We start from the raw sequence: 13554 nt of genomic DNA on the forward strand, positions 1-13554 counted from the left end.
AATTAAATTGTTTTTTAGTTAAACTTTTTAATAAAAAATTAACTACCACTTAACTACTTTATTCGAGAAGCACAATTTTTTTAGCAACTTATTCTAAGAATAGCGAAGACAACAAAGAAAACAATTGCCCCAAGGGGCAAGCGTGTAGATTTCTTGTAATTACTTAGTTTTGCACAATACCTGAAAAATCTTTGCCAACTCAATCAAGAGTTTTCATAGTGTTGGAAATGACAAGCTCAAAGGATGCAGTGAATCTGGTTGAATAATGACACCGTTTTCTACTGTATTTTTGTCAGGAGCGTTGACTTGGGCGGGGTAATTGAGAAGATTGTTACGGGTGAAAGATGCCCACGCCATTGCAGGGCAAAACTGCGTTATTTAATTATTGATTACGCAGTTCAAATAATAGAGTTGTTTTAAACGGTATCGTCGTTCCCACGCGCCAGCGTTATGATGCTGCTTAAAATACCCCAAAACAATCTAATACAGTTAATCCAAAATCATTTGATTTTAATGCGGTAATGAATCCGCAAACAAAATCCTCACTCCCGCGACAGCGGGAAACTAGAATACGGCGCGGCTGGATTTCCGCATCCGCGAGAATGACGAAGAAAGAGTACCAATTTAGCAATCATTGTATGTTGGCTTAACGTTGATTAAACAATAAATCTACTCATCACTCCAGAAATGGAATTTACTACAATCAACAGTTCATCATCCAAATGCGTCACTCCTGACGTTCAAAAAACTACGTTCAACAATGGTATGACTATAATAGTCTATTAAACGAAGATTTTTAATCCCCAAACAAATCCTTGAATAATTGCCAAGTCACCGCCCGGCCTAATTCGCCAATTGCAGTAGTTAATGGAATTTCTTTTGGACAGACGCGCACACAATTCTGCGCATTGCCACAATCACTCAATCCACCAACTGTCATAATACGATGCAGGCGCTCGGTTTTTTCATATTGCCCGAGCGGATGATGATTTAATAAACGCACCTGCGCCAGCGTTGCCGGCCCCACGAATTCTTGATTCTCATCATATTGTGGACAGGCTGCCATACAGCAACCACAATACATGCAGCGGCTATACAAATAATTCACCGCCACGTCATGCGGTGACATACGCAATGGCGGTTGCTGCGTCTCCCAAGTGCCATCTAATGTAATCCACGCCTTCACCCGTTTTAAGTGCGCAAACATGCGACTACGGTCAACAATTAAATCACGAATAATAGGAAACTTTGATAAGGGTTCAAGCGTAATCATGCCGTTGAATTCTTCAATCAATGCCGAACACGCCATGCGCGGTTTGCCGTTAATTAAAATGGCACAGGCGCCGCACACTTCTTCCATGCAATTATGATCGAACGCCACTGGATCAACGGTTTCACCGTCAATTGTCACAGGTTGATTGCGCAATTTGCGTAATAACGCCGTAATGGTTTCCTTACCTTGACAGGGCAAACGAAATTGTTGCCAATAAGGTTTAGAAAACGGGTCATCTTGACGCCGAATCTTGAGATCAATCTGATCGATGCTTGACGCCGGCAACGAATCATCATTGCCGAGTTCAAATGCCAATAGTGGGTCTCGATTCAAAATTAAATCGGCTGATTCTGGTACAACGTCTGGGGGCTGCGTCGTCATTGCCTCATGTTACTCGTCAGTCATTCAATCACATCAATTAAAAAGCCGCGTTTTAGGGATTGTGATGCTAGGATCGCATCCTAAATATGTATCCACGCTATAAAAAATATCAGCGGTAATCACGCGGTTGTTCTGGCTTGATTAGACAGGTATCTATTGGATCATAGCGAATACGCGGTCCTTCTGGATGATAATCAGCAATGGTCGTTTTTAACCATTGTTCATTATTTTCTTGCCAGTGTTTTTGGTCAAGTTCGTATGCTTCGTGATGCGTTAATATATCATCGGATAATTGATTGATAAACGCCGGTTTATAATGCGCTCCACGACATTCATCTCGCGCCCGCGCACTAAATGCAACGACTTGCGCTAATTTAACCATATCAAACACTTGCCGCGCATAGGCTAAACTTTGATTTGCCCAGGGCGTGACTTCACCCAATTTCAACCGCGCAAAACTCTGTTCTAATTCATACAGTTGACCAATGGCAGAATCCAAGGGGCCATTGTCGCGTACGACGCCAACATTATTAGTCATCAATTCACCCAGATCGGCATGAATACGGTAGGGCGAGCAATCACCATTGGCGTGCATAAAATGATGATTGATGCGATTTTGATAACGCACTTCCGCATCATAGGCGTCTGGACTCAACCCATCACTGCTGTGTTCTAATCCGTTAATATAGGCGGCGACGGCATCGCCAGTTAATCGCCCGGCAAAAGCCGTTGATAATAATGAATTGGCGCCAAGCCGATTAGCACCGTGATAGGCATAATCACATTCACCACACGCATAGAGACCGGGGATATTGGTGGCATGATTACGCGGGCTGTCTGGGCATAATTGCCCTCTATCATTCGCGTCAAAATCCACCCATAATCCCCCCATTGCATAGTGGGCAGCGGGGAAAATTTCCATTGGCGTGGTTAATGGATCAAGGCCGGTGAATTTGCGGTAAATGTTCAGTAATCCACCTAAACGCAATTCGGCAAACGTCGGGTCTAAATGGGTCAAATCTAAATACACCCGATCATCACCGTTAATACCTAATTCTAATTCACGGGTGACTTTCCAAATTGCCCGTGAGGCAATATCACGCGGCACGTTATTGCCATAACGCGGAAACCATTCTTCAAGGAAATAAAACCGATCTGATTCGGGAATCGCAGTCGGATCACGCCGGTCATTTAATTGACGTGGTACCCAAATTCGCCCACCTTCACCCCGCGCCGCTTCACTCATTAACCGCGTTTTATCTGTTCCCAACATGGCGGTCGGGTGGAATTGAAAAAACTCGGCATTGGCAATGCGCGCCCCTTGTTGATAAACCCGACTGGCGGCGGCACCAGTAGAATTAACTGAGCAAGTGGTTTTCGGTGCGTATAATTGACCCATGCCGCCGCTGGCTAATACCACTGCATCGGCACGAAATGCGCGCACTTCTAAACTGCGCAAGTTCATTGCCACAATACCGCAGCAGCGACCATCACTGTCTTTAACAATGGCGAGAAATTCCCACCATTCATATTTAATAATTTGTTGAACGGCTTCTAATCGCCGCACCTGTTGATCGACGCTATACAACAATTGTTGTCCGGTACTGGCGCCGGCAAAACAGGTGCGGCGGTGGTGCATTCCACCAAAACGGCGTTGATCAATTAACCCTTCGGGGGTGCGTGAAAAAGCAACGCCCATCCGCTCGAAGATATAAATCAATTCAGGGGCGGTGTCACATAAGGCTTTGACGGGCGGTTGATTGGCTAAATAACATCCGCTGGTAATGGTGTCAAAAAAGTGTTGGTCAACGTTGTCATGTTCGCCTTTATTATTCAGCGCAGCGTTAATGCCACCTTGGGCGCAGACGGAATGAGAGCGCAGCGTTTCAAATAATGAAAACAGTTGAACTTGATGGCCAGCTTCGGCAATGCGGATGCTTGCCCATTGCCCTGCCAAGCCGCCGCCTACGACAATAACTTGCCGTCGTTCATTCATGGTAAAAATCCAATGAGTGCGTGTGTACCCAGGCTGCCAAGTATCACACCAATTAATAGACACACATAGCCAAATCGTCGCTGTGCGGCGGCATTGGTGGTTAATCCCCATGCAATAGCGGCTGTCGCTAAACCATTAGATAGATGAAAAACCGATAGCCATAATCCGAGTAAATACACCACCAAGGTGACGGGTTGGGTTAATGATTGCTGCATGTAACCGAATAAGTCTTGATAAATGGCCGGATCAAGCCAGGCAGCCACGCGAGTTAATCCAATATGCAGGGCTAAAAAGGCGACTATGGCCACACCCGATACCCGTTGTAACCAATATAACCAATTGCGGCGGTAGCGATAACGAAAGGGTTCAGCACTGCCGCTACCAATAATGACTAACCCATAACCGGCGTGAAATAATAATGGCAGGGCAATCACCACGATCTCAATGATTAACAGGTAAGTGGTGTGCATGATCGGCTGGGCAACATAATAATTAAAATACTCAGCGCCCAGGTGGGATTGACCATTTTCCCAGATATGCAAGACTAAAAATCCGCCAATTGGAATTAATCCGAACAGTGAATGTAGTCGGCGCAAAATAAAATGGGAATCGTGAATAGATGTTTGCATGGCATCGTGATAAATTCAATTGGATATATGCTGCGTGTGTGGGATGCGGTGAACTAAGACCTGCATCAGTCAACAATGATAAATGAGTATTATGCGCGAATCACCGACTAAATTACCTGATCCCGAATTAGCCGCCGTCGCTCCCCGCGATCCACTCACCTGGTTATTTGCTTACCGATTAATTTTAATTCTGATTTTAATTCTGATGTTTTCCTACCCCGATCACGCGCCCTGGTTAGCCAGTAGCGCCAGTAATGACCCGCGTCACGCCCGGTTATTACTCGCATTACAAGCGCAATCGGTGTTAATCGGTGGATTATTCCTCATGTTGCGCTGGCCCAAACGTGAGCATCAAATCGAAATCGCCGTGTTTCTCGACATTTTGCTTTATACCCTGCTCATGCACTTGAGTGGCGGCGTCAGCACCGGATTGGGGTTGATTTTAGCGATGGTCGTCGCTGCCGGCGCTCTCACCATGCAAGGGCGGTTATCGCTACTCTTCGCCGCCTTCGCCACGCTCGCGGTCATCGCCCAGCAGGTGTACACCGAATTGTACGCAACCTCGACCACCGGCACCTCCACCCAAGCCGGCTTATTGGGCATGACCTACTTTGCCGTCGCGTTACTGGCACATGTACTCGCCCGCCGCCTGCGCGCCACTGAATACCTCGCCACCCGCCGGCAATTGGATTTAGCCGATTTATCCAAACTCAACGATTACATCATTCAAAACATGACGATGGGAGTGCTGGTCATCAACGCGCAACGTGGCATCTTACTGTTAAACCACGCTGCACGGCGCTTGTTAAACCAGCCGCAGCTGCGCATTGGTGAACAACTCGCCGCCGTTGCGCCAGCATTAGATGACTGGTTGGCACAGCACACGCTCGATGCCAGCCGCCGCAAGCGTACTGTATTGCTGCTGGCTGAACAGGAATTGCACATCAGCGCCCATTCACTCCGCGATTTTCACAGCAGCGGCGTCTTACTCTTTCTGCGCGACCAGCGCGAACTGATCCGCCAAGCCCAAAACATCAAACTCGCCTCCCTCGGGCGCTTAACCGCCAGCATTGCCCACAATATTCGCAACCCGCTCTCGGCTGTCACCCACGCCAGTCAACTGCTGGCCGAGGCGCCGGGCTTGGTAGACGATGATTTACATTTACTCGACATCATCCGCCGCAACGCCCGCCGCATTGATGAAACCGTCACCAGCGTGTTGGAACTCTCCCGCCGTGACCCGTCACAGCCGCAAGTATTTGACCTCAACGGGTGGCTGACTGAGTTTAGCAGCGAATACCGCGCCTGTACCGCCGCCGCGCAACAGGACTGCGTTCACCTGGAACTGTCACCAGATCGCGTCATGGTTGCGGTGGATCCACGCCATTTCCGCCAAATTCTCAGCAACTTGTGTGATAATGCCTTTAAACATGGCCGCCGTGCTGACCACCAAGCGCAGGTGACATTGCGCGTGACGCGGCTTGCCGACGGCGACGCGGTGCAGTTGACCGTCACTGACAACGGCCCTGGCATCGCCGCCGCGCATCTTGCCACGCTGTTTGATCCATTTTTCACCACCTCCAGCAGCGGCACCGGTTTGGGGCTGTACGCGGCGCGGGAACTGGCGCAGGCGAATGGAATGGAGTTGGAGTATATTGCCGTTCCCGACGCGGGCGCTCAATTTCGCCTGACATTTCAATCCAATCAAGACAACTAGAGCAGCGCAGATGACTCGGGCAAATGCACTGATCGTTGATGATGAAGCCGACCTGCTTGATCTGGTGCGCATCACGCTGGCGCGCATGGACATCACCGCGCATGGTGTGACCACCTTGGCCGCCGCCCGCGCTCAACTAGCCAGTCGGCCGTTCGATCTGTGTTTAACCGACATGCGGCTGCCCGACGGCGACGGTACCGAGCTGGTGCGCCATGTCACCGAACTCTATCCCGACCTGCCGATTGCGATGGTCACGGCTTACGGCAACATGGACACGGCGATTGCGGCGATGAAAGCCGGGGCGTTTGATTTTGTCGCCAAGCCGCTCGATCTGCGGGTGTTGCGCGAATTGACCACCGCCGCGCTGCGCCTGCGCCCAACCAATCACGTCACGGCCGCTGTTGCTGACCTGCCCACCAGCGCGCAATTACTCGGTGATTCGCCGCAAATTGACGCTTTACGCGGCCTGATCGCCAAATTGGCGCGTAATCAAGCGCCGGTGTACATCAACGGCGAAAGCGGCACGGGCAAAGAGTTGGTCGCCCGCTTGATTCACCAACTCGGGCCGCGGGCCGAGCAGCCGTTCGTGCCGGTCAACTGTGGCGCCATTCCAACAGAGCTGGTCGAGAGCGAGTTGTTTGGACACCGCAAAGGCAGTTTTACCGGCGCGGTGAGTGACAAGGCGGGGTTGTTTCAAGCGGCGCACGGCGGCACGTTATTTTTAGACGAAATTGCCGATCTGCCGCTGCCGATGCAGGTCAAATTACTGCGGGCCATTCAGGAAAAAGCGGTGCGGCCGGTCGGGGCGGAAAAAGAGCTGCCAATTGATGTGCGCGTCATCAGCGCCAGTCATCGTCACCTCGAGGCGGAAGTGACTCGCGGGCGGTTTCGCCAAGATTTGTATTACCGCATTAACGTCATTGATTTAACCATTCCGCCGTTGCGCGAGCGCCGCAGCGACATCCCAATCTTGACTCGTTACCTGCTGGCGCGCATTGCCGATGCCAACGGCGGCGCGGTGTCAACGCTGTCTGAGGCGGCGCTGACGCGGCTGGGCAGTTACGATTTTCCCGGCAACGTGCGCGAGTTGGAAAATATTTTGGAACGGGCGACTGCGTTGTCTGACGGCAGCGAGTTACTGCCCGACGACCTGCGCCTGCCCGTGACGGTTGAGGCGGCCGCGGCAACTGCGCCCGTGTCAGTTACAACTGCGCCCGCGCCACCGTCATCACCGCCAGCCGCGCCCCCGCCGTCTGACACCACCGCGTCACTCGCCGAACGGCTGGCCGCGATTGAACGACACATCCTCACGCAAACGGTGAGCGAGTGCCACGCCGATCTGGCACAGGCCGCCGCCGCGCTCGGTGTGACCCCCGCCTCGCTGCACTATCGGCTGGCGCGGTTGGAATTGAACGCCGCAGACATTTTGTAAAACGCCGCCAATTGCATTACTCTAGTCGCCGGGCAACAACGCCGCCGTTCGCCACACTTGGCAACCGTTCGCGCCAGTTACCCGCCGATTCCCGACAGTTCAATTGACCGCCTTTTTGTTAATTGCCCAACGTTTATTAAAAACATGTCCGCCATCCTGTGCTTAAACGGCCCCAATTTGAATCTCCTCGGCAGCCGCGAACCGACTCATTACGGGCGCGAAACTTTAAATGATATTGAACAGCGCCTCATTGCCGCCGCCACTACGCTCGGCTTTCGCTTATTATTCATGCAGAGCAATGCTGAACACCAATTGATTGAACGCATTCACACCGCCCCGGCCGACGAAGTCGAATTCATCTTATTCAATCCCGCCGCCTTCACCCACACCAGCATTGCCTTGCGCGATGCGTTATTAGCGGTGGCCATTCCATTTATTGAAATCCATTTATCCAACATTTACGCCCGCGAACCCTTCCGCGCCCACTCTTATTTCTCCGATATTGCCGTCGGCGTCATTAGTGGATTCGGAGCGCGGGGCTACGATTTAGCATTGATCGCCGCCGCCCAACGGCTGGGATTAGAATTACCACGTCGCCTTGAACAAGGAGAAATGCCGTCGCATGGACATTCGTAAAATTAAAAAACTCATTGAACTGTTGGATGAATCCAACGTCACTGAAATAGAAATTCACGAGGGCGAAGAATCAGTACGCATTAGTCGTCACAATCAAGCGCCGCCATCATTTTTCATGCAGCCGCCCGCCGCCGCTGCATTTAATAACGCGCCACCCGTGAATGCCGCTGGATTAAATACAAGCGCGGCGGTGGTCACTACCCCAGCGGATGAATTTGATGACAGTCAATTAGTGCGCTCCCCAATGGTCGGCACCTTTTATCGAGCGCCATCACCGGGCAGTAAAGCCTTTGTCGAAGAGAATAGTGAAGTCAAGGTTGGCGACACGCTTTGTATTATTGAGGCAATGAAAATCTTAAATCAAATCGAATCAGAACACGCGGGCAAAGTGAAACGCATTCTGGTCGAAAATGGTCAACCCGTTGAATATAACCAACCGTTGTTTGTCATCGCATGATTGAAAAAATTCTCATTGCCAATCGCGGCGAAATTGCACTGCGTATTCAACGCGCCTGCCGCGAGCTGGGTATTAAAACCGTCGCCGTTCACTCCGATGCCGACCGTGAATTAAAACACGTTTTATTAGCCGACGAGACGGTGTGCATTGGCCCCGCGCCCTCGCGTGACAGCTATTTGCACATCCCGTCATTAATTAGCGCGGCTGAAGTGACTGATAGCGTTGCCATTCATCCGGGCTATGGGTTTTTATCCGAAAATGCCGACTTTGCCGAGCGCGTTGAACGCAGCGGCTTTGTTTTTATTGGCCCAAAACCTGAAACTATTCGGTTAATGGGCGATAAAGTTTCCGCGATTCGTGCAATGCAAACGGCCGGGGTGCCGTGCGTCCCGGGATCGGATGGTCCATTGGATGATAATGCACAAGAAACCTTGACGTTAGCGCGCCGCATTGGCTACCCGGTGATTATTAAAGCGGCCGGCGGTGGCGGTGGGCGTGGAATGCGCGTGGTGCATTCGGATGCCAGTTTATTAAATGCGATTTCATTAACCAAAGCGGAAGCAGCGGCCGCGTTTGGCAATGACACCGTCTATATGGAAAAGTATTTAGAAAACCCGCGTCATGTTGAGTTTCAATTGCTGGCGGATAATTACGGCAACGCGATTCATTTGGGTGAACGCGATTGTTCAATGCAACGGCGGCATCAAAAGGTGGTGGAAGAATCCCCCGCGCCCGGCATTACCGAAGAACAGCGCCGCCGGATTGGTGAACGCTGCGCCGAAGCCTGTAGTCGTATTGGCTATCGCGGCGTCGGTACATTCGAGTTTTTATATCAAGATGGCGAGTTTTATTTTATTGAAATGAATACGCGGGTGCAGGTCGAGCATCCGGTCACTGAAATGGTCACGGGCATTGATATTGTTAAAGAACAAATCCTTGTGGCGAGTGGTGAGCGGCTGCGCTATTCACAAAGTGATATTGTGCTGCGCGGTCATGCCATTGAATGCCGAATTAACGCCGAACATCCCGAAACCTTTATGCCCAGCCCCGGGCGTATTACCGAATTCCACGCGCCGGGTGGGCCGGGTATTCGGATGGATACGCACATTTATTCGGGTTATGTCGTGCCGCCGTATTATGATTCAATGATCGGCAAGTTAATTGCGCACGGCGAAAATCGTGACTGTGCATTGGCGCGGATGTGTAATGCGTTGCGCGAAACGGTAATTGAAGGAATTCATACCAACATTCCATTGCAACGCCAAATTGTCACCGATTCGGTCTTCCACGCCGGCGGGGCAAATATTCATTATTTGGAAAAGAAACTGGGCATGTAGGCGCGGCAGTTTATTCCCGCATTTTATTCAACTTTTCATTAGCGGTCATTCAACATGTCTTGGCTCGCGCTCACGCTGACCACCACGCCCACCGCCGCGCCGCAATTGGAGGCGGCATTGGAACGGGCGGGCGCGTCGGCCGTGACGTTACAAGATGGCGGTGATGATCCGATCCTCGAACCGGCGCTCGACACCACGCCGTTGTGGGCGGTGGTGCGCATTCAGGCGCTGTTTGAAAATACCCCCGTCGGTCAGGCGCAGGCGCAGCACAGCGCCCAACTGTTGGCTGGCTACTTGACAGAAGTGCCGACAATTCAACCACTTGCCGATCAACCCTGGGAACGGGCGTGGCTCAAACACCGCCAGCCGCAGTGTTTTGCCGACCGCCTGTGGGTCGGGGCGCAGGAGCAATTGGCGGCGCTGACGTTGCCGACGGACGCGGCGGTGGTCAAATTGGATCCGGGCTTGGCATTTGGCACGGGCGATCATCCGACCACTGCATTATGTTTGCAATGGTTAGCGCAGGCGCAGTTATTAAATGAAACCGTAATTGATTATGGCTGTGGGTCGGGTATTTTAGCCATTGCGGCAATTCAATTAGGCGCGGCGCGGGCAATTGCGATTGACCATGATCCGCAAGCATTAGAAGCGACAGCGGCCAATGCGGCAGTCAATAACGTGACCGAGCGGTTATTGATTACATCGCCAATGGCATCAGCAATTGAACCGGCGGCGGTGGTCATTGCCAATATTTTGGCCAAACCGTTAATTGAATTGGCGCCGCACTTGTGCGCATTGGTCAATGAAAACGGTCATTTGGTATTATCTGGTATTCTTGCGCATCAGGTGGACGCGGTGATGGCCGCGTATCAACCTATCATGCACTTTGCACCCGTGCAATTGCAGGATGAATGGGCGTTATTACACGCACGACGGGCAATTAACCGCGCCGCTTAATTCACTGTTCAGCCATGAGCAGCGCGGCGATCTTCACAGCTAACAATTCGGGTTTTTAATCGGTTTGTTGGAATAGCGCATTATGAAACGATCCATTACTTTCTTGATTCCGCTCATCATGGCGTTATTAACCATTGCGATGTGGGGATTACTCAATCGCCCGATTGATGAGCCACCATGGCCTTCGCGTATTCAAGGGTTTTCATTTGCCCCGATGCGCGCTTATAACGATCCCACGAAAAATAATTATCCGACCATTGCTGAAATAGATGCTGACCTTGCATTATTAGAAGGCAAAGCGCACGCGGTGCGTACTTATGAAGTCAAGAGTACGTTAATTGAAATTCCACGTCTGGCGCGGGCGCATAATTTGAATGTCACATTAGGCGCGTGGATTGGATCGGATGATAAAGCCAATCGCGCCGAATTAGAGCGTTTAATGACGGTATTGCGCGCTGGGCATCGCAATGTCGTGCGCGTGATGGTTGGGAATGAAACGTTGCTGCGCCGGGATGCGTCAGCTAAAACCCTCATGGGGTATTTAGATCGTATTCGAGAAGTGACGCACGTTCCAGTCAGCACCGCTGAACCCTGGCATGTTTGGTTGAAATATCCTGAATTAGCTAATCACGTTGATTTCATTACGATTCATTTATTACCCTATTGGGAAGGACTGCCGGTTGATAAAGCGGTTGAGTATGCGTTGAGCCGCTATAATGAAATAAAAACGGCTTTTCCCGATAAACAAGTCATCATTGGTGAAGTGGGTTGGCCGAGTAATGGACGCAGTTATCGAGCGGCAGAAGCATCACAAGCGAATCAAACGCGGTTTTTACGGCGCTTTTTAACTGAAGCGGAAAAAAACGGCTTGATTTATTACGTCATGGAGGCATTTGACCAACCATGGAAAGCGCAGGTGGAAGGTGCCATTGGAACTTATTGGGGGATTTATAATGCGGAACGTGAGCAAAAATTCACCTTTACTCAACCGATTGTGCGCATTCCGCATTGGCAGGAATTAGCGGCGCTATCAGTGGGAATTGGCGTCATTTTATTATTATTAGTGTATCGGGACAGCTCCACTCTCTCATCCTCCGGCAAAGGCTTTTTGGCATTAATGACGTATGCCATTTCCACTGCCGCCGTCTGGATTATTTATGATTACACGCGCCAATACATGACGCCCGCCACCGCTGTGGTTGGGGTATTATTATTAGTTGGTGGATTTGGGGTAATTGTTTTATTAGTTGCGGAAGCGCACGAATGGGCTGAGGCATTATGGTTGCGGCAATGGCGGCGTCCATTCCCACGCCGTGATGTACAAGATAATGAACTGCCGTTCGTATCAGTTCATGTTCCCGCCTATAATGAACCGCCGGATTTATTAATTGAAACACTCGATGCGCTGGCGGCATTGGATTATCCGCAATTCGAGGTATTGGTCATTGATAATAATACGAAAGACCCCGCCGTTTGGGAACCCGTGCAAGCCTATTGTGCGCAATTGGGTGAAAAATTCCGCTTTTTTCATGTCGCGCCATTAGCCGGTTTTAAAGCGGGTGCATTAAACTTTGCATTGCGTCATACCGCGCCGCAAGCAGAAGTCGTGGCGGTTATTGATGCCGATTATATTGTGCATCAACGTTGGTTACGCGATTTAGTTCCCGCCTTTGCTGATCCCGAAGTGGGAATTGTACAGGCGCCGCAAGATTATCGGGATGGCGATCAAAACGCATTCAAAGCAATGTGTTTATCCGAATATCGCGGCTTCTTTCATATTGGCATGATTACGCGCAATGAACGCAATGCCATTATTCAACATGGCACTATGACAATGATTCGCCGTGAAACCCTAGCAGCGGTGGATGGCTGGGGTGAATGGTGTATTACCGAAGATGCCGAATTGGGCTTGCGGTTATTTGAACGCGGTTATAAAGCCTTATACATTCCACAGACTTACGGCCGCGGGTTAATTCCCGATAGCTTTGCTGATTTCAAAAAACAACGCTTCCGTTGGGCCTATGGTGCGGTGCGTATTCTTGCTCATCATCGGCATGAGTTTCTTGGATTAAAAAAGACGCAATTGACTGCCGGACAACGCTATCATTTCGTTGCCGGTTGGCTGCCGTGGTTTGCCGATGGATTTAATTTATTATTTAACTTTGCGGCATTAGGATGGTCGGTGGCAATGGTGATGGCGCCCACTACTATTACTCCGCCCTATATGACCGTTGCGCTCGTGCCATTGGTGTTATTTGTCTTCAAAATGGCCAAAAGTTTCTTTTTATATCGCCGCCGTGTTATTGCCACATTACGGCAAAGTATTGCCGCTGGATTAGCTGGGTTGGCGCTGTCTCATACGATTTCAATGGCGATGTTTGCTGGGATGTGGTCGGGTAAATTACCATTTTTCCGCACACCCAAATTAGCGGCTGCGCCCGCGTTCATTCGTGCAATTGCCGATGCGCGTGAAGAAGTGATTTTCTTATTGGCATTTTGGCTTGCGGCATTCAGTGTATTACAGCGTGAAGATGGATTTATGCTGGATGTGCGCGTTTGGGCAGCAGTATTATTAGTACAATCGGTGCCATATTTCGCAGCGCTCTTGATGTCATTGATTAGTGCGTGGACGCGCCTACCCGCCGGTTTAATTGGTACTATGCCGGAAATGCAGACACCAGAGATGATGACGAGTGCAAAATAAAAGCGCCGGAATGCTTTTAACCTTGATTTAATACA

At 50.5% G+C, this 13554-nt stretch carries 10 protein-coding genes; 7 read left to right on the forward strand and 3 right to left on the reverse strand.

From position 1 onward, the window contains the following. Window positions 1-796: 796 nt before the first annotated feature. The 3 genes from sdhB to HUK38_RS03350 form a co-directional block, all read right to left on the reverse strand. Window positions 797-1654, reverse strand: a complete 858-nt coding sequence (sdhB, locus tag HUK38_RS03340) for a succinate dehydrogenase iron-sulfur subunit (protein WP_182582460.1) — start codon at window positions 1652-1654, stop codon at window positions 797-799. A gap of 109 nt (window positions 1655-1763) precedes the next feature. Continuing rightward, window positions 1764-3650, reverse strand: a complete 1887-nt coding sequence (gene sdhA, locus HUK38_RS03345) for a succinate dehydrogenase (quinone) flavoprotein subunit (protein WP_182582462.1) — start codon at window positions 3648-3650, stop codon at window positions 1764-1766. Further along, window positions 3647-4279 (reverse strand): succinate dehydrogenase/fumarate reductase transmembrane subunit, encoded by a 633-nt coding sequence (locus HUK38_RS03350; protein ID WP_182582464.1) that lies wholly within the window; start codon window positions 4277-4279, stop codon window positions 3647-3649. Before HUK38_RS03350 ends, sdhA begins: the two co-directional genes overlap by 4 nt. Before the next feature lie 91 nt (window positions 4280-4370). Between HUK38_RS03350 and HUK38_RS03355 the strand changes: the two genes are divergently transcribed. From HUK38_RS03355 to HUK38_RS03385, 7 genes are all read left to right on the forward strand, one after another. Beyond that, on the forward strand, window positions 4371-5996 hold the full coding sequence (locus HUK38_RS03355; protein WP_238787423.1) for a sensor histidine kinase: 1626 nt from the start codon (window positions 4371-4373) through the stop codon (window positions 5994-5996). 10 nt (window positions 5997-6006) lie between these two features. Next, a complete protein-coding gene (locus tag HUK38_RS03360; protein ID WP_182582468.1) occupies window positions 6007-7428 on the forward strand; it encodes a sigma-54-dependent transcriptional regulator in 1422 nt (473 codons plus the stop codon). Window positions 7429-7572: 144 nt separating this feature from the next. Then, on the forward strand, window positions 7573-8064 hold the full coding sequence (gene aroQ / locus HUK38_RS03365) for a type II 3-dehydroquinate dehydratase (protein WP_182582530.1): 492 nt from the start codon (window positions 7573-7575) through the stop codon (window positions 8062-8064). Next, a complete protein-coding gene (accB, locus tag HUK38_RS03370) occupies window positions 8051-8521 on the forward strand; it encodes an acetyl-CoA carboxylase biotin carboxyl carrier protein (protein ID WP_182582469.1) in 471 nt (156 codons plus the stop codon). The genes aroQ and accB overlap by 14 nt, the downstream gene beginning before the upstream one ends. After that, window positions 8518-9858: an acetyl-CoA carboxylase biotin carboxylase subunit gene (gene accC / locus HUK38_RS03375; protein WP_182582471.1), complete on the forward strand. Its 1341-nt coding sequence runs from the start codon at window positions 8518-8520 to the stop codon at window positions 9856-9858. The genes accB and accC overlap by 4 nt, the downstream gene beginning before the upstream one ends. Before the next feature lie 54 nt (window positions 9859-9912). Further along, window positions 9913-10815 (forward strand): 50S ribosomal protein L11 methyltransferase, encoded by a 903-nt coding sequence (prmA, locus tag HUK38_RS03380; protein WP_182582473.1) that lies wholly within the window; start codon window positions 9913-9915, stop codon window positions 10813-10815. 82 nt (window positions 10816-10897) lie between these two features. After that, complete coding sequence (locus HUK38_RS03385; RefSeq protein WP_182582474.1) at window positions 10898-13519, forward strand: glycosyltransferase; 2622 nt, start codon at window positions 10898-10900, stop codon at window positions 13517-13519. The last annotated feature ends 35 nt before the right edge of the window (window positions 13520-13554 follow it).

Origin of the sequence: Thiospirillum jenense (genome assembly GCF_014145225.1) — a bacterium.
In the GTDB taxonomy this organism is placed as follows: Bacteria; Pseudomonadota; Gammaproteobacteria; order Chromatiales; family Chromatiaceae; genus Thiospirillum; species Thiospirillum jenense.